Genomic DNA, 19,984 nt, shown 5'->3' on the forward strand with positions numbered 1-19,984 from the left:
CGGAACGACGCCGGGGATGCCGGGGATAAGGTGGCGCGGTGACTCTCTCGGCGATCGTGACCGTGCCGGCCGGCCTGGCGCCGGCCGACTTCACCACGCCGATCGCGGGGGAGCCGGCGCTGGTGCGAGCTGTGCTGGCGGTACGCGCCGTGGCGCCGGTGTCTGTGGTGACCGCCGAAGAATTGGCGGCGGCGGCCACGAAATGCCTTGCGGCCCATGGCCTGAGTGACGTGCCGGTGCGCACCGGTGCGAGGCCACTCGGCGCCGGGGATTGCGTGTTGGTGCACGACGTGCGCTACCCGCTGGCGCCCGCCGAGCTGGCGGCGCGGGTCGCCGCGGCGCTGGCGGACCACGACGTCGTCCTGCCGATCCTGCCGATGACAGACAGCGTGAAAAGCATTGCGGGGCACGACATCGTGTTGGGCAATGTAGACCGCTCGGAACTCGTCACCGCGCAGTACCCGCGGGGTTTCTCCGCAGCGGCGCTGAATCGGCTCCCGCGGTCGGACGACCTGGCGGCGCTGATGTCCACCGATCTGACGGTCGGCACCGTCGACGGCGACCCCAACGCGTTCGTCGTCGACCTGGCGCACGACCGGGGACTCCTGGAGGCGATGGTCGCCGCCGGCTGAGGTCCTACGCCGAGGGTGAGGTGGCGGGGGCTGTCGGCGTGTCTCTTCGTCAGGCCACACGATCGACGTAGTGCCGGTGCCTCGCGCGGACTGCCTGTCGGTGAAACCGCTCCATGCACGAGGAGGGTCAGCGGCCTCGGCTCAGCTGCGTGCATTGCCGCGTTCCCGGTCGACAAGTTATCTACCTAGCGCGTCTAGCCTTCGTTGTATTCTCTCGTTGTGAATGTATGATTCGCCAAAGATGAGAATGCAGTTTCCATACATCGTTGCAGCTCCAGGAGGGCGGATGGCTCAGGCCACGGTTGATGCCGGAAATATCGCGGGTGCTCGAGCGGCCGAAACGGGCGTCGACCGCCGGATGCTGATCAACGGCGAATTGGTCGCCGGTGCAGGCACCTATCCCACGATCAATCCGGCCACCGAAGAGGTCTTCGGGCATGCACCACAGGCCACTGTGGCCGATGCCGAAGCGGCCATCGCGGCCGCCCGTCGGGCGTTCGACAAGACCGACTGGGCCACCGACGTCGAGCTGCGAATCCGCTGCTTGGATCAATTCCACAAAGCACTCAACGAGCACCGGGACGAGCTGGCGGCACTGACCATCCAGGAGGTCGGCGCCACCGTCGCGCTGACCCATGGCGCGCAACTCGACCAACCCATCGCGATCGTGCGCTACTACGCCGACCTGCTCAAGACCTTCCCGATGACCGAGGATCTGGGCAACGTCGAGATTCGTGGTGCCCAGCACCATCGCTGGGTGGAGAAGGAAGCCGCGGGCGTAATCGCGGCGATCATCGCCTACAACTATCCGAACCAGCTGGCACTGGCCAAGCTCGCTCCGGCACTGGCTGCCGGCTGCACCGTGGTGCTCAAGGCCGCCCCCGACACTCCTTTGATCACCCTGGCGTTGGGCGAGCTCGTCGCCAACCACACTGACATCCCGGCCGGTGTCGTCAACGTCATCAGTTCGTCCGACCCCGAGGTTGGTGTCGCCCTGACCACCAGCAGCGCCGTCGACGCCGTCACCTTCACCGGCTCGACCGCGACAGGCCGGGCCATCATGGCCACGGCCAGCACGACCCTCAAGCGGGTGTTCCTCGAACTGGGTGGGAAGTCCGCCGCGATCGTGCTGGACGACGCCGACTTCAGCATGGCCGCGATGTTTTCTGCCTTCAGCATGGTCACCCACGCCGGCCAGGGCTGCGCACTCACCAGCCGGCTGCTGGTGCCGCGCAAGCATCACGACGAGATAGTCGAGATGGTCAAGACCAACTTCTCGCATGTGCGCTGGGGCGATCCCCAAGACCCGAATACCTACATGGGGCCGCTCATCAGTGAGAAGCAGCGCGACAAGGTCGACGCAATGGTGCGACGGGCCGTTGCCGACGGCGCCACCCTGGTCACCGGCGGCGAAAAGAAGGGGCCCGGCTACTTCTACACCCCGACCCTGCTGACAGACGTCGACCCCGAGAGCGAAATCGCCCAGGAAGAAGTCTTCGGACCAGTGCTGGCAGTGATCGCCTATGACGACGACGACCACGCGGTCGAAATAGCCAACAACTCCATTTATGGGTTGTCCGGCGCGGTATTCGGCAGTCAGGAGCGCGCTGTGGCGATGGCCCGGCGAATCCGAACCGGGACCTTTTCGATCAACGGCGGCAACTACTTCAGCCCCGACAGCCCGTTCGGCGGTTACAAACAGTCCGGTATCGGCCGGGAGATGGGTACGGCCGGGCTCGAAGAATTCCTCGAACACAAGACGTTCGCCACGGTCGTCGGCTGACGCGTTTCATGCCCACCGCCATCGCCATCGGTAGGTGCCAGCCGTGCTGGGGCACGTCGCTGCGCCGCATCGCCGGTCGCGACGAGGACGCCATCATCTCGGCGGGCGGGGCAGGCCGTGCCGACGTTCGCGATTTCTTCACCGGAACCGCGTTGATCAGCTATGAAGATCTGGACCGTCCGACTGCCGTGTCGGCCGTGACGATTCTGGAAGGACCGGGCGCGGATGGCAGGTAAGGGGCCGGACCGGTGGTCGCCGGGTATTTCGTTCGTGCGCAGCGCATCCGGGCCGATGCAGGCCATCGGCGGTTTGTTCGCGATGTCGGCGGACGCGGTGCGGTACCTGTTTCAGCGGCCCTTCCAGATGCGGGAGTTTCTCGAGCAGTCGTGGTTCGTGGCGCGGGTGTCGTTGGCGCCGACCTTGTTGGTGGCCATCCCGTTCACCGTGCTGGTGTCCTTCACGCTGAACATCCTGCTTCGCGAGCTGGGCGCGGCGGATTTGTCCGGGGCCGGTGCGGCATTCGGTGCGGTGACCCAGGTGGGGCCGATGGTGACGGTACTGATCGTCGCGGGTGCGGGCGCGACGGCCATGTGTGCGGATCTGGGGTCGCGGACCATCCGCGAGGAGATCGATGCGATGGAGGTGCTGGGCATCAACCCGGTGGCCCGACTGGTGACGCCGCGGATGCTGGCTTCGGGGCTGGTGGCGCTGCTGCTGAATTCTCTGGTGGTCATCATCGGGATCCTGGGCGGCTACATCTTCTCGGTGTTCGTCCAGGACGTGAATCCGGGCGCTTTCGCCGCCGGCATCACGCTGCTGACGGGTGTGCCCGAGGTGATCATCTCGTGCATCAAGGCGGCGTTATTCGGGCTGATCGCCGGGCTGGTGGCGTGTTATCGGGGGTTGACCATCTCTGGCGGTGGCGCCAAGGCCGTCGGCAACGCGGTCAACGAGACGGTGGTGTACGCGTTCATGGCGTTGTTCGTGATCAACGTTGTGGTCACCGCCATCGGTATCCGGATGACGGCGCGGTAGGGCCCCGGCGATGGCACTGAAAGCGCTGCGGCAGACATATCCGCGGATGGCGCGCGAGCTCGGCCGGCCGATCGGTCTGCTGGGGCGGATCGGCGATCACACGTTATTCTACGGCAAGGCGTTGGCCGGAGTGCCGTTCGCCGGCACGCACTACCGCAAGGAGGTCATCCGGCTGATCGCCGAGATCTCCATGGGCGCGGGCACATTGGCGATGATCGGTGGCACGGTCGCGATCGTGGGCTTTCTGACGCTGGCCACCGGCGGCACGCTGGCGGTGCAGGGGTACAGCTCGCTGGGCAACATCGGTATCGAGGCGCTGACGGGTTTCCTGTCGGCATTCATCAACGTGCGGATCGCCGCCCCGATCGTCGCGGGTATCGGCCTGGCCGCCACCTTCGGCGCCGGCGTCACCGCACAGCTGGGCGCCATGCGGATCAACGAGGAGATCGACGCGCTGGAATCCATGGCGATCCGCCCGATCTCGTATTTGGTGTCCACCCGAATCCTGGCCGGCATGATCGCGATCACCCCGCTGTACTCCATCGCGGTGATCCTGTCGTTCATCGCGTCGAGGTTCGTCACGGTGGTGCTGTTCGGCCAGTCCGCGGGCCTGTACGACCACTACTTCTATACCTTCCTGAACCCGGTGGACCTGCTGTGGTCATTTCTGCAGGCCATTCTGATGGCGTTGACCATCCTGTTCATCCACACCTATTTCGGCTACTTCGCCACCGGTGGTCCGTCGGGAGTCGGTGTGGCAGTGGGCAATGCGGTGCGTACGTCCCTGGTCGTGGTGGTTTCGGTGACACTGCTGGTGTCACTGTCGATCTACGGCTCCAACGGCAACTTCCACCTGTCGGGCTAGGGCGGACATGACCAAGAATCTGGGGCCGGGCCCTATCCATCGATCTGAGACCACCAGTACGGCGGCTCCCGTGGCGGCCAAGGGCGGCGGTCACTTCGGCGCCCGAAGCTATGCGCGCCCGCTGGCGGGTTTGGCGACCGTCGCGGCAATCGGTGCGGTGATCTCGCTGGCAATTGCCCTGTTCTCCGACAGTTTCACCGAATCGGTTCCGGTGACGCTCATTTCGCAGCGTGCCGGTTTGGTGATGAACCCGGACGCCAAGGTCAAGATGCGGGGGATCGAGGTCGGCAAGGTCGAATCGATCGAGCAGCGTGCGGACGGTACCGCCGCACTGCACCTCGCGATGGATCCGTCGCAGCTGCATTTGATTCCCGAGAACGTCCGCGCGGACATCGCGTCCTCGACGGTGTTCGGCGCGAAATATGTTGAGCTACAACCGCCGGCCCAGCCGTCGGCGACACCGCTGCGGGCCGGGCAGGAGTTGCGTGGTGACCACGTCACCGTCGAAATCAACACGGTCTTCCAACAGCTCACCGATGTGCTCGACAAGCTCGACCCGGCCAAGCTGAACCAAACCCTGGCGGCCATGTCGACCGCGGTGGCCGGCCGCGGTGAGCAGTTCGGCCAGACCATGGTCGACTTCGATGCGTTGCTGGCCAAACTGAACCCCAGCCTCGAAAACTTCGGACACGACATCAAAGCGATGGCCCCGGTATCGGGCGCGTATGCCGATGCCGCGCCCGACCTGCTCGACACGGTCAAGAACGCCATCAAGATGAGCGCTACCTTGACCGACGAGCAGCAGAGCCTGGAGACCTTCCTGGCCAGCATGGCGGGGCTGGCCGACACCGGCAACGAGGTGCTCGGCGGGAACCGCGAGCAGCTCAGCAATGTGCTGCACCTGTTGGCCCCCACCACCGACCTGCTCAACCAGTACGCGCCCGGCCTCAAATGTGCGCTGGCCGGCATGAACTTCATGTCGCACCAGCCACCGCAGCTCAATCCCGGCGTGGTGGTCAATGTGTCGTTCGTCATGGGCATCGACCGGTACCGCTACCCGTCCAACCTGCCGAAGGTGGCGGCCAAGGGCGGTCCGCACTGTATGGGATTGCCCTACATCGGATTTGGTAACCGATCCAAATATCTGGTCACCGATACCGCGGCCAATCCGTGGGCCTACGGCAACCCGGGCGTCGTGCTCAACTCCGACGGCTTGAAGCAGATCCTGTTCGGCCCGATCGACGGTCCGCCGCGCAACACCACCCAGGCGGGAATGCCCGGATGAAACGTTCCAATTCCACGCTGATCAAGTTCTTGGCGTTCGCCGCCGTCATGGTCCTGATGACGATCTTCTTGTTCATGGCCTTCGGTCAGTACCGCAGCGGTTCCACCTCGCAGTACAAGGCGGTGTTCGCCGACGCGTCCCGGCTCAAGGGCGGAGACTCGGTGCGGGTCGCCGGGGTCCGGGTGGGCACCGTCAACGATGTTGAACTGCAAGAGGATCACAAGGTACTGGTCACCTTCGACGCAGACAAGGACGTCGCCCTGACCACGGGAACCAAGGCTGCGGTGCGCTACCTGAACCTGGTCGGTGACCGCTTCCTGGAACTGACGAACGGACCGGGAGAGTCCCGGATTCTGCCCGCGGGTTCGACCCTCGGCGAGGACCGCACATCGGGCGCCTTGGATCTGGATCTGCTGCTCAACGGATTACGGCCCGTGGTCCGGGGGCTGAACCCGCAGGATGTGAACGCACTGACGTCGTCACTGGTGCAGATATTCCAGGGCCAGGGCGACAACCTGGACTCGTTGCTCGGCAAGACGTCGTCGTTCTCGAATGCGGTGGCGGACAACGCACAGACCGTCTCGCAACTGATCGACAACCTGAATCAGGTGGTTGGCACGTTGTCCAAGGACGGCAATCAGTTCTCCGGCGCCATCGACCGGCTGCAGCAGCTGATCAGCGGGCTGTCCCAAGATCGTGATCCGATCGGGACCGCGATCACGCAGCTGGATCAGGGCACCGCCTCGATCACCAGTCTGCTGACCCAGGCGCGGCAGCCTCTGAAGCAGACGGTCGACGAACTCAACAGGCTGGCGCCGCTGCTCGACGACCACAAGACAGTGCTGGACCGTGGCATCCAGAAGGACGTGGAGTACTACCACAAGCTGGCCCGCCTCGGATCGTATGGAAGCTGGATCATGTACTACATCTGCGGGCTGCAGATTCGTGTCTCGGACCTGCAGGGCCGCACCGCGGTGTTCCCGATGATTCAGCAAGAGGGTGGAAGGTGCGGTGAGCCCTGATGCTGAAATACCGGGGCACACGGCTGATCAAGGCAGGAATCTTCGGCGTCGTACTGATCATGCTGATCATTGCCATCGGATTGCAGCCCGAACGGATCAGCCAATGGGCCACCTCTGTGCGCTACCAGGCCGAGTTCACCGAGGCGGGCGGGATCGCGAAGGGCAATCAGGTCACCATGTCGGGCATCAAGATCGGCACGGTTTCGGACATCGCGCTGCGGGACGGAAATGCCTTGGTGACCTTTACCGCAAAGGGCAAGTACCCCTTGGGTTCACAGACCACCGCACACATTCGCACCGGGTCGCTGCTCGGTGAGCGCGTGCTGACCCTGGAATCGGCCGGCACCGGCACCATGCGGCCGAACGACGTCATCCCCACCACCCGCACGTCGTCGCCCTACTCGCTGACCGATGCCGTCGGTGACCTGACGGCCAATACCGCCGGCACCGATACCGCGTCGCTGAACCAGTCGCTGGACACCTTGTCGTCGACGCTCGATCAGATCGCGCCCAAGCTCGGTCCCACTTTCGACGGGCTGAGCCGCGTGTCCCGATCACTCAACAGCCGCAACGAGAGTCTGGCCGGCCTGCTCAAGAGTGCGGCAGATGTCACCAGTGTGCTGTCCCAGCGCAGCGCGCAGTTGAACACCCTGATTCTCGACGCCAATGATCTGCTCGGCGTACTCAACGACCGGCGTGAGGCGATCGTCAGCTTGCTGGCCAACACCTCTGCGGTGTCCAAGCAGCTGTCCGGTCTGGTACACGACAATCAGAAAGAGCTGGCGCCGACGCTCGAGCGACTGAACCGCGTGACCGAGGTCTTGGAGAAGAACCGCGACAACATCACCAAGATCCTGCCCGACATGCGCAAATTCATGCTGTCGCAAGGCGAGACGCTGGCCAACGGCCCGTACTACAACGCTTATGTGCCGAACCTGAACCCGATGCAGATCCTGCAACCGTTCTTCGACTACGCCTTCGGCTTCCGGCGCGGCGTGCATGCCGGCCAACCGCCGGACAACGCCGGACCGCGCGCTGAACTCCCGCTCCCTTACAACGGAATTCCCGGGGGGTCACGCTGATGTCGCGCAACCGGATGATCGCGGTCGCCGTCGTCGCCCTGCTGGTGATCGGCGGCGGATTCCTGGTGCGCCAGTTGTTCTTCGCGCCGAGGACCATCAGCGCATTGTTCAGTGAAGCCACCGGCATCTACCCGGGCGACGATGTCCGGGTGGCCGGGGTGAAGGTCGGCACCATCGCGGCGATCAAGCCGGAGGGCACCCAGACCCGGCTCACGCTCGACATCGACCGGGACGTCTCGATCCCGGCGGATGCCAAGGCTGTCATCGTGGCACAGAACCTGGTTGCGGCGCGTTACGTCCAGCTGACCCCGGCCTACAAGCACAGCGGCCCGAAGCTGGCCGCGGGCGCGGTCATCCCGTTGGAGCGCACCGCCGTTCCCGTCGAATGGGATGAGGTAAAGACTCAGCTGACCCGGCTCGCCACCGATCTGGGACCCAAGAGCGACGTGTCCGGGACATCGGTGTCACGGATCATCGACAGCGCGGCAAATGCTTTGGACGGCAATGGCCAGAAGCTGCACGACACCATCACCGAGATGGCCGGTGCGGCCCGGGTTTTGGCGGCCGGTAGCGGAAACATGGTCGACATCATCAAGAGCCTGCAGACTTTCGTCACGGCGTTGCGTGACAGCAATCAGCAGATCGTCTCGTTCCAGAACCGGCTGGTGACGCTCACCGGAGTGGTCGATGGCGGCAAGTCGGATCTCGATGCGGCACTGAAGGACCTGTCGACGTCGATCGTCGAGGTGCAGAACTTCGTCGCCGGCACTCGGAATCAAACAGCGGAGCAGGTGCGCCGACTGACCAACGTCACGCAGAACCTGGTGGACAACCAGATGCAGCTGAAGAACATCCTGCACATCGCACCCAACGAATTCGTCAACGCGTACAACATCTACAACCCGGTGACGGGCAGTGCGGTCGGCCAATTCGTCCTGAACAACTTCTCGTCGCCGGTCGAATTCATCTGCGGTGCCATCGGCGCCATCGAGAACACCACCGCGCCGGAGACCGCGAAGCTCTGTGCGCAGTATCTGGGTCCGGCTCTGCGACTGGTCAACTTCAACCACCTGCCGTTCGGTATCGACCCGTTCCTGATGCCGGCGGCCCCTCCCGAGGACCTCGTGTACTCCGAAGCACGACTGGCGCCCGGCGGCGGCGGTGGGTCTCCGACACCGCCCGAAACCGACCCCGTGTTGTCGGCCTACAACCCGGGCCCGGCCGTGCCGCCGTTCACCGGTAGACCGCCGGGGACGCCGCCACCAGGAGCCGATCAGATGCTGCCCAATGCGATACCGAACCCGGGACCGAACATGCCGCCATCGGTGTGGTCGATGCTGAACCCGGCCGGCCCGGTGCCAGGACCCGCTGCGCCGGGCGCGCCGCCGCCCTTGCCGGCCGAGGCACCGGTGGCGCCGGTCGGTCCGCCCGCGCCGGTGGGCGGACTCGGTACCGACACTCCGCTCGGGCCAGGTATGTCCACAGCCCCACCGCCGCCCGCGCCGGCAGAGGGGACGCCCCACCCATGATGACCGGGAAAGGTGCTGGTACACAGAATCGTTCCGTGGGAGCGCGGACGGTCAAGGCCACCCTGGCCGCCGGCGTCGCAGTCATGGTGACCGCGACCGGCTGCGCGTTTCAGGGGGTGAATTCGCTGCCACTGCCCGGCGCGGTCGGCCGTGGGGCGGGCTCCACGGTCTACCACGTGGAAATCGCGAACGTGGCTACGCTGGAACCGAATTCGCCGGTCCTGATGGATGACGTCGTGGTGGGCAGCGTGCGGAGCATGACGGCCAAGAATTGGCACGCGGACATCGAGTTCTCGGTGAAGCCGGGCGTGACGATCCCGGCCAACGCGGTGGCACGGGTCGGCCAGACCAGCCTGCTCGGCTCGATGCACCTCGCTCTGGACCCTCCGCTGGGCCAGAACCCAAGCGGCGCACTGGCTCCCGGCGCGACCATCCCGTTGAGCGACGCGTCGACCTACCCAACCACCGAGCGCACGTTGTCGTCATTGGCTGCGGTGGTCAACGGCGGCGGCCTGGGCCAGATCGGGGATGTGATCCACAACTTCAGTAGCGCGCTGAATGGTCACGAGGCCCAGTTCCGGGATCTGCTGACCCGTTTGAACGACTTCGTCGGCACCCTCGATGACCAGCGGGACGACATCGTCAACTCGATTCAGGCGCTCAACCGGTTGGCGTCGACGTTCGCCGGTCAACGCGATGTCCTCACCTCAGCGCTGAACAAGATTCCGCCGGCTTTGGACGTGCTGATCAGACAGCGGCCGCAGCTGACCACCGCACTGACCAAACTCGGCAAGTTCAGCAGCGTGGCCACTCAGTTGGTCAGCGATTCGAAGGCCGATCTGGTGACCAACCTGAAGAACATCACGCCGGCGCTGGCGGCATTCACCGCGCTGGGGCCCGACGTCGACACGGTGCTCGAGTACCTGCCGCACTTCCCGTTCACCGGTAGCTTCATCGACCGGGCGATCCGCGGCGATTACTACAATCTGTTCGCCGTCATCGACCTCACCATTCCGCGTCTCAAGCACAGCACCATGTTGGGCACCCGGTGGGGGCAAGAAGGCACCGAAATTGTTCCGGCGCCGGGTGATCCGGCGTATCTCAACTACACCTACGACCCGCTCAAGACCGGCGTCAACCCGCCGCCGGGCAGCTTCGTGCCGAGTTCACCGCAGCCGCCGTGGGCGCCGCCGCCTGCCGTGGCCCCTGACGCCGGCCCGCTTCTGCCGTTGGTCCCGCAGGGCGGCACGGCCGCCGGTCCGGTCCAGACGCCACCGGCGCCCGGACAGGTGTTCGCCGGTCCGTACGGCGCGCCGCCCCCGCCGGCTGCGGCCACGCCGAACGGAGGCAACTGATGCTCACCCGATTCGTCCGGATACAGCTGATCCTGTTCGCCATCGCATCGGTCGTCGGCGTGGCGGTGATGCTGTTCGCCTACATGCAGATGCCCACGCTGCTCGGGATCGACCGACTGACGGTGAAGCTGCAGCTGCCGGCCACCGGCGGGCTGTACCGCTTCAGCAATGTCACCTATCGCGGATCTCAGATCGGTCGCGTCACGGACGTGAAACTGACGCCGACCGGTGCCGAGGCAACACTGTCACTGGACACCACACCAAAGGTTCCGGCCACTCTGCAGGCGCAGGTCCGCAGTATGTCGGCAGTCGGTGAGCAGTATGTGGAGCTGTTGCCCAAGAACAACTCTGGGCCGTATCTGGAGGACGGCGCCACGATTCCGCTTGCGGACACCTCCATCCCGCAGCCGGTGGGTCCCATGCTGGACAAACTCGGCGCCATGGTCGACACGATTCCCGGCGACAAATTGGCCAAGCTGCTCGACGAGTCCTACACGGCGTTCAACGGCACGGGCTACGACTTCGGGTCGCTGCTGGACTCGGCGTCGAAGCTGACCAAAGATGCCAATGGAGTCTCCGACCAGATGCGCCGGCTGGTCGACGACGCGGGGCCGTTCCTCGACGCCCAGGCGCAGAACACCGACGGCATCCGGTCCTGGGCGGCCAATCTGGCCGGGATCACGGGCACGATGGCCAAGGACGATTCGCAGTTCCGTTCGATCCTGCACACCGGACCCGGCTTCGCGCAGGAGACGTCGATGTTGTTGCAGCAGATCAAACCGACGCTCCCGATCCTGCTGGCGAACCTGAGCACGATAGGCCAGATCGGTGTCACCTGGCACGCCTCGCTCGAACAGCTTCTGGTGTTGTTGCCGCCGTTCGTCGCGCAGGTCGAAACCTATGCTCCGGTCAACAGTCCGACCGGCTTGCCCAATGGTGATTTCTCGCTCGGCCTCGGTGATCCGCCATCCTGCACGGTCGGCTTCCTGCCGCCTTCGGCTTGGCGGTCTCCGTCTGACCTGAGCCCCGCCGATACACCTGACAACCTGTACTGCAAGTTGCCCCAGGACTCGCCGATCGCCGTGCGCGGTGCGCGAAACTACCCGTGTATGGATAACCCGGGAAAACGAGCACCCACGGTGGAATTGTGCAACGACCCCACCGGTTTCCAGCCGCTGGCCCAGCGTCAGCACGCGCTCGGGCCGTACCCGATCGACCCCAACCTGATCGCCCAAGGCGTGCGTCCGGATTCACGGGCGCGGCCCGACGACAACATCTACGGCCCGATCGAGGGCTCGCCGCTGCCGGCAGGTGTGGCGGACCGGCCGCCGGCGCCGCCGGGGCCCGCCCCGCCACCGGCGAGCTACCCCGGTATGCCGCCGGGGCCGCTGATGCCGTACCCACCGCTGCATGTGGACGCGCCCGCTCCGGCGCCTGCGGACAGTGGCTTGCCGCAGGGGCCGATGGTCCCGGACCGTCCGGACCTGCAGCCGCGCGCGACGAACGTGCCCACCGCGGCGCCAGGCCCGCCTGACGTCGACGCCAATAGTCCTGTGCCGCAGGGTGCTTCAGCACCCCAGGCCGCGCCGAGCGCGTTCAAGGGCTCGGCCTCCGGTCCGTCGGTGATGATCGCTCGCTACGACCCGCGCAGTGGTCAGTACCTCGGCAGTGACGGCAAGCTGTACGCCCAGTCCGATCTGGTCAAGCCGGCGGCATCGTGGCAGCAGATGATGGCGTCATGACGCCGAGCCGCGGCGCGGACTCGGCGGCCGCGATGAATCGCGGGACCCGCTAGCCGGAGATCTTCTTCATGTAGAACGGCATGCGGACGACCGGCCACTGGTTGCGGCCGCAGGACCCGCTGGGGCCGGTGGTGTGATCTTCGCCGGTGAACTCGTCGGACACGTCGGCAACGTGGGCGTCAGGGCCGACGGGATAGAGCTTGTATTCCTGGAAGCCCTGGATCGGTGTGCCGTCGTCGCAGAACCGCCAATTGGGTACAGATCGTTTGACGTAGAAGAGGCCGTCGGTCGTGTAGATCGGCGCGGTCCAGCCGTCGCTGCTCTTGACGGTGCCGGTGCAGTCCCAGGGACCCACGCACTTGGTTGAGACGACCCAGGTCGACCGATTGCCTGGTTGCGGCTCGTAGCGTTCGTTGAGTTTGGCGAATGCCCCATTGGACGAGGTTGCGTACGTGCCGTTGATGCCCCAGAGGCTGGGGTCTTCGTCGGCGAGTGCCGGGGTCGCACCCGAAAGCGCTGTCGTGGTGGCGAGGATTGCGCTCACCGTCACCTTCAGGCTCGACGTGATGCCCGGCATGTTGCGCTCCTCGCGTGATAGGAACATTCTCGCTCTCGGAGAATATCAGTACCGCCGGGGCGGCAGACGCCATGTGCAGTATTCCCCGGCGGGCGCCTAGGCGTAGTCGAGCTGCGAAATCTTCAGGCGGCCTTGATCCATTGCGAGGGTGACCACCACTCGGAATCGCTTCGGCGCCGGATGCGGATCCTTGATGTTGGCTGCCTGGGATGTCGCCGCGACGAGCACCACGGCCGAGTCGTCGGTTGCCGATTGGACCCCGACTCCGGTCACGTCGACATGCGTGACCACCTTGGCGTCGATGAGCTGTCTGACCAGGATGTACTGCTGGCCCTGGAAATCCTGCCTGAATCTGCCGGTGCTGTTGTCGAGGATGCGGGACACGTCGTCCTCGGCATTCACGAAGTTCAGTGACATGACATCGATGACGCCCTGTCGGGCTGCGGCCGCCGCGCGGTGTTGTTGCTGCAGGCGCGTCTGTGCCACCTGGTGATTCCAGCTCAGGGCTCCGCCGATGCCGAGTGCGATACAGAAGGCCAGCCCGGCGAGGCATACCGAGACCGGGCGCCAACGCGGCAGGCGGCGCGGTGTGATCGCGGCTGCGGGCGCCGCCGCGGACCGCGACTCGGCGGCCTGCCGACGGAGTTCGGTAGCCCGGGCACGGGCCTGGCGGGCGTGTTCCTCCGCGAGTGCGGCTTCGGCTTCGGCCGCTGTCACGTCGTCGGCCGCCGCAGTATTTGCGGAACTGTCGACGGCCGGTGGCGCCATGGTGGAGACTTCCTTGCGTTTGGGTGCCTGTGTTGAGTGGCGTGGCCCACGCTAGCCCGAGTCGATCGGTTGGTCGCGGTGGCTCTGCCTGCATCGTAATTATCTTCTCTGAAATAGAGAATTTCGTTTCCGGATATGCGAGAGTTGATGGCGTGCGCGTGAGGGTGATGGCGGCCGCTTCGGTCCTGGCGGCTGGGGTGTCCATCGCTGCGCCCGGATCCTGGGATGTTATGCCGGCCGCGTACGGGGACCCGCAGACGTGCAATGACGCATTCTGCGTGCCGGGCATCATCCCGCACCGGGTACTGGGCGCGCCCTGCGACAACACCACCTACTACGTGTTCGCCACTACCGACTGGGGCCGGCTGATGTTCTGTGGTTCGCCCCGGCGTTATGAACCGCGCTGGTTCCGCTCACCTCCGATGGCCGGTATCCGCGACGAGAACTCGGACTGCATGACCGAGCAGAACATGGTTGCGCAGGCTCCGGACGGTCTGTTCCTGACTTGCGTTCCGATAAACGGGGTCAGCCGCTGGTTGCGCGGCGACACCTGAGTCGGCGACCCGTGCAACGCCAGAGCCTCGGATGAATTCATCCGGGGCTCTGGCGTTTTCGCGGCGGTCTACCAGTTTCGGATCGAACAGAGAGCGCCGTGCGGGCCGCTGTTCTGTTTGACCACGACGCCGTCGACCTCGAGGCGGCAATTGAACGCCGGGGTCTTGAAGTTCGGGGATTCGCCGGACTGCACCATGACGGTCGCCCAGAGATTGGGGTCATTCAACGCGGTGTCGAAGATCCACGGTTGATCGGGGCCGACCGTGACATCGGCGCGCGGGCTGAACTCGTACGGATTGTGGCTGTAGTCCGACCATGTCGGCGGATCGGTATCACGGTAATAGATGTTGCTGAAGATGGGGGCGGCCGCGCTCACGATGTAGCGGACGTGATGTGCCGCGGGTGGCGGTGGTGGTGGCGCGTCGTCGTCCGCGAAAGCGGGTGCAGTCGACAGCGACATCGAGAACAGCACTGCTGCGGCAAGGGGCACCGAAGTACGCATCGTCACGTCCTGCTCAGGCTGAATGGATAGGTCAGCGTACCGCCGGGCGCGCCGTCGCAGCCGGTGTCGAAGGTTGAGGTCATGGTCCCGGTGAGAGTGTTCGCATCCCAGACGTAGACATCGTGAGTGGGGATGGTCGGCCCGTAATGGACGTCACCGCAACGCAATCCGATGTCCTCGTTGATGGTCAGCGTGTATTGGCCGTTGACCAGCTGCGCGTCCACTGCGGAGCTGTCCGCCTTCGCGACCGGCTGCGGGATGGTGAGCACATGGATGCACTTGTCGAGGCTGATCTGGCTGCCATCCGGGTTGTAACACGGTACCAACGCCGACCAGATCCACGTGTGGAAGTCGCGACGGTCCGGCATGTTCAAGTTGTAGTTGCCCAGCCACATGGTCGCCGACGCGGGCGGCGCCAGCGCGATCGACGCCGCAGACAGCGCAGCAGCGCCGATCGCGAGCAACTTCATCACATTCCTCCACCGCTTTGTGCGGCCGGTCGATCGTGGACCCGAGGCGGGTGAACGCCGAACCGGACATCGGCGAGACTGTTATTCTCCGTGGCGGAGAATAACATCTCCGTCAGATTGGGATCGCGAAACCGGCGCTCGGTTTGGCTGCTGTGCGGCGCGGACGGCAAAGATCGGGACACCGCCCAGCGCGCGACGATAGGCTTGCTGACGGCAGGCGGTGTGTTCGGCCTGGCAACACGCCGCGTAAATCGCATTTCCGCAGGAAAATGCCGCTATATCTGCGTTTCGTCAGGGTGTACAGTCTTATCGGTATAGCAATTTTGATAATGATATTCTCACTCGTTGCCTTGCTGTGCGGATAGGAGGTTCGATGCCGTCCCTCGATGAGGCGTCAGTATTGATCGATATGGACAACCCGAGCATTGGCAAACCGGAGTCGCCCGACACGCTGTCGCTCGCAGCCGAGGAAGCAGAGGCGGAGGCCGCCGAGGCGGAGGCGATGGCGGCCGCCGCCCGGGCCCGGGTCAAGGCGATCCGGCTGCGGCGTGCCGCCGCGGAAACCGAGGCGGCACCGGCCGTCGAAGCCGGGCCGGAACCCGATGCCGCCACTGGCGGCGTCGCGGATGCCGCCGCTGACGCCGAGGGGATCGAGCCCGCTGCCGTCGATGCCGCGGACGACATCGAAACCGATGTGGCCGAACCGCAGTCGTCATCGACTGCGCCGCAGCGCAATGCGCGCCGCGTCGTCCTGACCGTGGTTGCGGCGACGCTGATCGTGGTGATCTCGCTGGGGTTGCTGAGTGTTGGTGGCTGGATGATGTGGCAGCATCACAAAATCGTCGGCGAGCAACAGCAGCGGGCGGAGTATGCGGCCGGCGCGAGCCAGGGCGTGGTGAACCTGATGTCGCTGGACTTCAACCACGCCAAGCAAGATGTGCAGCGCATCATCGACAGCACCACCGGGGACTTCAAGAAGGATTTCGAAGCCCAGGCCGGCGATTTCGTCAAGGTCGCGGAGTCGTCGAAGGCGATCACCGTGGCGACGGTGCACGCCACGGCGGTGCAGTCCATGACCGACAACACCGCCAACGTCCTCCTTGCCGTCTCCACCCGGGTTTCCAATGCCGCCAGCAAGGAACAGCAGCCCAGGTCCTGGCGGCTCAGCGTCGACGTGGTTCGCGACGGCGGGCAGATCAAGCTAGCGAAAGTCGAGTTCGTGCCGTGACCACAGATGACAGCGAGACCACCACTGGCGCAACCGATGTGGAGCCCACGGTCGACGAACCGACGGCAGGCGAACTGGCCGCGCCGGAGTCGGCCGCTGCCTCGGTGCCGACCCACACCCGGCGGGCCCGGATCCTGCTGCCGGCGCTGTTGGCGCTGATGCTGGCTGTTGCGTCCGGCTTCGCCGCCTGGTCGTATGTGACGCAGTACCGCCCGGACCAGCAGACCGATGCCGCGGTGGCAGAGACCGTGGTCAAGGCCGCATCCGACGGTGCCGTCGCGATGCTGTCGTACGCGCCACCGACCATGGACAAGGATTTCGCAGCGGCGAAGTCCCACCTCACCGGCGACTTCGTCAAGTTCTACACCGACTTCACCAACAATGTGGTGACCCGTGCGGTCAAAGAGAAGGACGTCAAGACACAGGCGAAAGTTGTCCGGGCGGCCATCTCCGATCTGTCGCCGGAGTCGGCGCTGGTATTGGCCTTCATCAACCAGACCACGGTGAGCAAGGACAATCCGGATGGCACGTTCGCCCAGAGCTCGGTGAAGATCTCCATGAAGAAGGTCGACGGAGCCTGGTTGATCGCAGCTTTCGACCCGGTCTGATTCGCGCCGCGGGTGCGGTGACTTTCTGCCCGCGTCAGCGCCGGCTCAGCAGGCGCTCGGCGACCTGTACGTCGTGCGCGAACGTCACCTTGAAATTCTGTGCCGACCCGGCGATTCCGTGGACTTCGAGATCGGTGAAGCGCTCCACACAGGACGACGTGTCGGTGCCCTCGAAGCCGGCGGCGGTCGCGTCCTGGTAGGCCTGCCACAGCGGCGCGGCCCGAAAGGCTTGCGGCGTCTGCACCCGGACGAGTGACTGGTCGATGGCACTGAGGCCGTCGGCCGACATCCGCAGCACATCGCCGGACGGCAGCACCGGAATGGCGCCGCCCTGGGCCCGCGCGGTGGTCACAGCGGTGTCCATCAAATCGGCACCGGCCAGCGGGCGGGCGGCGTCGTGGATCAGCACCACATCGACTACCCCGGCGTCGATATCCGCCGCGAGGTAACTCAGCACGTTGTGTTCCGAACCGTGCCGGGAATCGCCACCCTCGACGAATTCGACTGCAGTGCCGGGAAGTTCGTCGGCCATGAGGCTGACGACCTGGTCGCGTTCACCCCGCCGGAACACGAGGATGGTGCGGGCGATCTCGGGGCTCGCCGCGACTGCCGCCACCGACCAGGCCACCATGCTGCGGCCGGCCAATTGCAGGTACGCCTTGTTGCCGTCGGCCCCGACCCGCGATCCGATACCGGCGGCCAGGACGACGCCGACGGCAATCGGGGGAGCGGACACGTCTTCACGGTAGTGGGACGACAGCGGGGATCTGCGGCAGGCTTACCGTGACGCGGCCCGGACAGGGCCCGGATTCGTTGAAGGGACATGGCATGGATGGGGTGCAGCCGCACGCTCCTGACCCACACAGCGCGGTACGCGCCCACCGGTTGACACCGATGCGCGGCCGCGACCCGCATGAAAAGCACCGGGTCGCGACGCCGCTGGAACTGCTGTTCGACCTGACCTTCGCCGTCGCATTCGGCGTCGGCGCATCGCAGTTGGCCCACATGCTGGCCGCGGGACACGTGGCGGCCGGAATCACCGCGTTCGTGTTCGCGACGTTCGCGATCTGCTGGGCCTGGATCAACTTCACCTGGTTCGCGTCGGCCTACGACACCGACGACTGGGTGTTCCGGCTGATGACCATGATCGAGATGGTCGGCGTACTGATTCTCGCGCTTGGGCTGCCTGCCTTCTTCACCTCGATCGAGCACGGCCACCATGTCGACAACGCGGTCTTGGTCGCCGGATACGTGGTGATGCGAATTGCCTTGGTGGGCCAGTGGTTACGGGCCGCACGGCAGGATCCGGGCCGGCGGGCGGCGGCGTTGACTTACGTCACCAACGTGTCGTTGGTACAGCTCGGCTGGATCGGGACCATCTTTCTACCGACGTCGGTGCCGGTGACACTCGGAATTTGGGCGGTGTTGATCGCCATAGAGCTGACCGGCCCGGGCCTGGCTGAACGGCGCTGCGGCGGCACGCCGTGGCACGCCCATCACATTGCCGAGCGGTACAGCTTGCTGGCGATCATCGCGCTGGGCGAAGGCGTGGTGGGCACCGTCGCCAGCTTGTCGGCAATGATCGGCGAGCAGGGCTGGTCGGCCGATGCGGTCGCGCTCGCGGTGGCGGGGACGGCCCTGACCTTCGGCATGTGGTGGGTGTACTTCATGGTCCCGGCAGCGGAAGTGCTGCACGCGCATCGCGAACGGTCGTTCTGGTTCGGTTATCTGCACATGCCGATATTCGGCGCCATCGTCGCGACTGGTGCGGGACTGGATTTCGCCGCGCTCACCATCAAGGGACACACCGCGCTCGGGCCGGTCGGCACGGTGTGGGCGGTCGTCATTCCCCTGGGCATCTACATCGCGTTGGTCTACCTGCTGTACGCGCTGATGCTGCGTTCGGTCGATGCGCTGCACCTGTTGCTGGTGGCGCTGACTGCCGCCGTGCTGGCGGCGACGGTCGTGCTGGCCCTGGTCGGCGTGCCGATGTCGGTCTGTCTGTTGGTGGCCAGTCTGGCGCCGATGGTGAGTGTCGTCGGGTACGAGCTGATCGGGCACCGCCATGCGGCTGCGGCGCTGAAGGCGGCCGCCGGAGCCTGATCGCGGGCTCGAGCGAACTCGACGTGTTCACGCTGGACGCGTGAGGTGTGGCTAACGGGTCAGAAGGGGTAGCTGTCATATCCTGAGACGCGTGGCCATTTCGCGTCGTGACCTGCTGAAATACGCTGCAGCCGCGCCGGCGGCGGTCGGCTTGGGGGCCGGGTTGCAATCGGTGCTCGGCGCGACGACCGCCTCTGCGGCCCCGTACGGAGTGTTGCTGGACTACGCGGCGGGCGTGCTCAGGGCAGCCGATATCCGGTCGGCCGGAGCGGTGGGCGCCCTCCGGTATGTCTCAGACCGGCGCCCGGGCGGTGAGTGGATGCTGGGCAAACCGATCGAGCTGCCCGAGGCCCGCGACCTGTACCGGGGCGGCATGAAGATCGTCTCCTGCTACCAGTACGGCAAGGCGACGAGTGCGGATTGGCTCGGTGGCCAGCCTGCCGGCGTGCAGCACGCCCAACGTGGGTTCCAATTGCACACCGCGGCAGGTGGACCGGTGGGTGCACCGATCTACGCCTCAATCGACGATGACCCGACTTTGGAGCAATACAAGGCACAAGTCGCGCCCTACCTGCGCGGGTGGGAATCAGTGCTGGGCCACCAGCGGGTCGGGGTGTACGCCAACTCCAAGACCATCGAGTGGGCCGTGCAGGACGGCTTGGGGTCGTACTTCTGGCAGCACAACTGGGGCTCGCCCGGCGGGGCGGCGCATCCGGCCGCGGCGCTGCATCAGGTGGAGATCGACAAACAGCGCGTCGGGGGAGTCGGGGTCGACATCAACCACATCCTCAAGCCGCGCTTCGGGCAGTGGGACTGAGGGCCACGCACATTACTGCTGAGTAG

21 protein-coding genes are annotated in these 19,984 nt (G+C 65.5%); 16 read left to right on the forward strand and 5 right to left on the reverse strand.

Going from position 1 to position 19,984, the window contains the following annotated elements; translation table 11 throughout:
• Window positions 1–38: 38 nt before the first annotated feature.
• From ACX12F_RS07435 to ACX12F_RS07485, 11 genes are all read left to right on the forward strand, one after another.
• A complete protein-coding gene (locus ACX12F_RS07435; protein ID WP_459368967.1) occupies window positions 39–632 on the forward strand; it encodes a 2-C-methyl-D-erythritol 4-phosphate cytidylyltransferase in 594 nt (197 codons plus the stop codon).
• Between the two features lie 286 nt (window positions 633–918).
• Window positions 919–2,415 (forward strand): aldehyde dehydrogenase family protein, encoded by a 1,497-nt coding sequence (locus ACX12F_RS07440; protein WP_459368968.1) that lies wholly within the window; start codon window positions 919–921, stop codon window positions 2,413–2,415.
• Window positions 2,416–2,423: 8 nt separating this feature from the next.
• Window positions 2,424–2,651: a hypothetical protein gene (locus ACX12F_RS07445; RefSeq protein WP_459368969.1), complete on the forward strand. Its 228-nt coding sequence runs from the start codon at window positions 2,424–2,426 to the stop codon at window positions 2,649–2,651.
• On the forward strand, window positions 2,641–3,450 hold the full coding sequence (locus ACX12F_RS07450) for an MlaE family ABC transporter permease (protein WP_459368970.1): 810 nt from the start codon (window positions 2,641–2,643) through the stop codon (window positions 3,448–3,450). The genes ACX12F_RS07445 and ACX12F_RS07450 overlap by 11 nt, the downstream gene beginning before the upstream one ends.
• A gap of 10 nt (window positions 3,451–3,460) precedes the next feature.
• A complete protein-coding gene (locus tag ACX12F_RS07455; protein ID WP_459368971.1) occupies window positions 3,461–4,315 on the forward strand; it encodes an MlaE family ABC transporter permease in 855 nt (284 codons plus the stop codon).
• Window positions 4,316–4,322: 7 nt separating this feature from the next.
• Window positions 4,323–5,600 (forward strand): MCE family protein, encoded by a 1,278-nt coding sequence (locus ACX12F_RS07460; protein ID WP_459368972.1) that lies wholly within the window; start codon window positions 4,323–4,325, stop codon window positions 5,598–5,600.
• Entirely contained in the window at window positions 5,597–6,622 is a 1,026-nt protein-coding gene (locus ACX12F_RS07465) for an MCE family protein (protein ID WP_459368973.1), read from the forward strand. Before ACX12F_RS07460 ends, ACX12F_RS07465 begins: the two co-directional genes overlap by 4 nt.
• Window positions 6,622–7,704, forward strand: coding sequence for an MCE family protein (locus ACX12F_RS07470; RefSeq protein WP_459368974.1), 1,083 nt, complete (start codon window positions 6,622–6,624; stop codon window positions 7,702–7,704). The genes ACX12F_RS07465 and ACX12F_RS07470 overlap by 1 nt, the downstream gene beginning before the upstream one ends.
• Window positions 7,704–9,233 carry an MCE family protein gene (locus ACX12F_RS07475; protein ID WP_459368975.1) on the forward strand — a complete coding sequence of 510 codons (1,530 nt, stop codon included), beginning with the start codon at window positions 7,704–7,706 and terminating at the stop codon, window positions 9,231–9,233. The genes ACX12F_RS07470 and ACX12F_RS07475 overlap by 1 nt, the downstream gene beginning before the upstream one ends.
• An 83-nt stretch (window positions 9,234–9,316) precedes the next feature.
• Window positions 9,317–10,588 (forward strand): MCE family protein, encoded by a 1,272-nt coding sequence (locus ACX12F_RS07480; RefSeq protein ID WP_459370270.1) that lies wholly within the window; start codon window positions 9,317–9,319, stop codon window positions 10,586–10,588.
• Window positions 10,588–12,330, forward strand: a complete 1,743-nt coding sequence (locus ACX12F_RS07485) for an MCE family protein (RefSeq protein WP_459368976.1) — start codon at window positions 10,588–10,590, stop codon at window positions 12,328–12,330. The genes ACX12F_RS07480 and ACX12F_RS07485 overlap by 1 nt, the downstream gene beginning before the upstream one ends.
• A 49-nt stretch (window positions 12,331–12,379) precedes the next feature.
• Here ACX12F_RS07485 and ACX12F_RS07490 read toward each other — a convergent pair whose 3' ends face one another.
• On the reverse strand, window positions 12,380–12,934 hold the full coding sequence (locus ACX12F_RS07490; protein ID WP_459368977.1) for an Rv2253/PknI dimerization domain-containing protein: 555 nt from the start codon (window positions 12,932–12,934) through the stop codon (window positions 12,380–12,382).
• Window positions 12,935–13,003: 69 nt separating this feature from the next.
• Window positions 13,004–13,675: an Rv1363c family protein gene (locus ACX12F_RS07495; RefSeq protein ID WP_459368978.1), complete on the reverse strand. Its 672-nt coding sequence runs from the start codon at window positions 13,673–13,675 to the stop codon at window positions 13,004–13,006.
• 152 nt (window positions 13,676–13,827) lie between these two features.
• Here ACX12F_RS07495 and ACX12F_RS07500 point away from each other — a divergent pair, with 152 nt between their 5' ends.
• Complete coding sequence (locus ACX12F_RS07500; RefSeq protein WP_459368979.1) at window positions 13,828–14,229, forward strand: hypothetical protein; 402 nt, start codon at window positions 13,828–13,830, stop codon at window positions 14,227–14,229.
• Between the two features lie 68 nt (window positions 14,230–14,297).
• On the opposite strand, the gene ACX12F_RS07505 is transcribed toward ACX12F_RS07500, so the two are convergent.
• Window positions 14,298–14,732, reverse strand: a complete 435-nt coding sequence (locus ACX12F_RS07505) for an Rv2576c family protein (protein WP_459368980.1) — start codon at window positions 14,730–14,732, stop codon at window positions 14,298–14,300.
• 2 nt (window positions 14,733–14,734) lie between these two features.
• Entirely contained in the window at window positions 14,735–15,202 is a 468-nt protein-coding gene (locus ACX12F_RS07510) for a hypothetical protein (RefSeq protein ID WP_459368981.1), read from the reverse strand.
• 373 nt (window positions 15,203–15,575) lie between these two features.
• Here ACX12F_RS07510 and ACX12F_RS07515 point away from each other — a divergent pair, with 373 nt between their 5' ends.
• Together ACX12F_RS07515 and ACX12F_RS07520 are read left to right on the forward strand one after the other, a co-directional pair.
• Complete coding sequence (locus tag ACX12F_RS07515; protein WP_459368982.1) at window positions 15,576–16,430, forward strand: Rv1363c family protein; 855 nt, start codon at window positions 15,576–15,578, stop codon at window positions 16,428–16,430.
• Complete coding sequence (locus ACX12F_RS07520) at window positions 16,427–17,038, forward strand: twin-arginine translocation pathway signal (RefSeq protein WP_459368983.1); 612 nt, start codon at window positions 16,427–16,429, stop codon at window positions 17,036–17,038. Before ACX12F_RS07515 ends, ACX12F_RS07520 begins: the two co-directional genes overlap by 4 nt.
• Window positions 17,039–17,072: 34 nt before the next feature.
• On the opposite strand, the gene ACX12F_RS07525 is transcribed toward ACX12F_RS07520, so the two are convergent.
• The gene (locus ACX12F_RS07525; protein WP_459368984.1) at window positions 17,073–17,774 is read right to left on the reverse strand and encodes an IspD/TarI family cytidylyltransferase; all 702 of its coding nucleotides are present in this window, start codon (window positions 17,772–17,774) and stop codon (window positions 17,073–17,075) included.
• A gap of 92 nt (window positions 17,775–17,866) precedes the next feature.
• Between ACX12F_RS07525 and ACX12F_RS07530 the strand changes: the two genes are divergently transcribed.
• Window positions 17,867–19,141, forward strand: a complete 1,275-nt coding sequence (locus tag ACX12F_RS07530; RefSeq protein ID WP_459368985.1) for a low temperature requirement protein A — start codon at window positions 17,867–17,869, stop codon at window positions 19,139–19,141.
• Between the two features lie 91 nt (window positions 19,142–19,232).
• Window positions 19,233–19,958, forward strand: coding sequence for a DUF1906 domain-containing protein (locus tag ACX12F_RS07535; RefSeq protein ID WP_459368986.1), 726 nt, complete (start codon window positions 19,233–19,235; stop codon window positions 19,956–19,958).
• The last annotated feature ends 26 nt before the right edge of the window (window positions 19,959–19,984 follow it).

The sequence above is a fragment of the Mycolicibacterium sp. HS_4_1 genome (genome assembly GCF_054515875.1).

Coding starts and splice junctions, on each gene's coding strand:
- ACX12F_RS07440 (WP_459368968.1), top strand. CDS start 919: ATGGCTCAGGCCACGGTTGATGCCGGAAATATCGCGGGTGCTCGAGCG.
- ACX12F_RS07445 (WP_459368969.1), top strand. CDS start 2,424: ATGCCCACCGCCATCGCCATCGGTAGGTGCCAGCCGTGCTGGGGCACG.
- ACX12F_RS07450 (WP_459368970.1), top strand. CDS start 2,641: ATGGCAGGTAAGGGGCCGGACCGGTGGTCGCCGGGTATTTCGTTCGTG.
- ACX12F_RS07455 (WP_459368971.1), top strand. CDS start 3,461: ATGGCACTGAAAGCGCTGCGGCAGACATATCCGCGGATGGCGCGCGAG.
- ACX12F_RS07460 (WP_459368972.1), top strand. CDS start 4,323: ATGACCAAGAATCTGGGGCCGGGCCCTATCCATCGATCTGAGACCACC.
- ACX12F_RS07465 (WP_459368973.1), top strand. CDS start 5,597: ATGAAACGTTCCAATTCCACGCTGATCAAGTTCTTGGCGTTCGCCGCC.
- ACX12F_RS07470 (WP_459368974.1), top strand. CDS start 6,622: ATGCTGAAATACCGGGGCACACGGCTGATCAAGGCAGGAATCTTCGGC.
- ACX12F_RS07475 (WP_459368975.1), top strand. CDS start 7,704: ATGTCGCGCAACCGGATGATCGCGGTCGCCGTCGTCGCCCTGCTGGTG.
- ACX12F_RS07480 (WP_459370270.1), top strand. CDS start 9,317: ATGGTGACCGCGACCGGCTGCGCGTTTCAGGGGGTGAATTCGCTGCCA.
- ACX12F_RS07485 (WP_459368976.1), top strand. CDS start 10,588: ATGCTCACCCGATTCGTCCGGATACAGCTGATCCTGTTCGCCATCGCA.
- ACX12F_RS07490 (WP_459368977.1), bottom strand. CDS start 12,934: ATGTTCCTATCACGCGAGGAGCGCAACATGCCGGGCATCACGTCGAGC.
- ACX12F_RS07495 (WP_459368978.1), bottom strand. CDS start 13,675: ATGGCGCCACCGGCCGTCGACAGTTCCGCAAATACTGCGGCGGCCGAC.
- ACX12F_RS07505 (WP_459368980.1), bottom strand. CDS start 14,732: ATGCGTACTTCGGTGCCCCTTGCCGCAGCAGTGCTGTTCTCGATGTCG.
- ACX12F_RS07510 (WP_459368981.1), bottom strand. CDS start 15,202: ATGAAGTTGCTCGCGATCGGCGCTGCTGCGCTGTCTGCGGCGTCGATC.
- ACX12F_RS07515 (WP_459368982.1), top strand. CDS start 15,576: ATGCCGTCCCTCGATGAGGCGTCAGTATTGATCGATATGGACAACCCG.
- ACX12F_RS07530 (WP_459368985.1), top strand. CDS start 17,867: ATGGATGGGGTGCAGCCGCACGCTCCTGACCCACACAGCGCGGTACGC.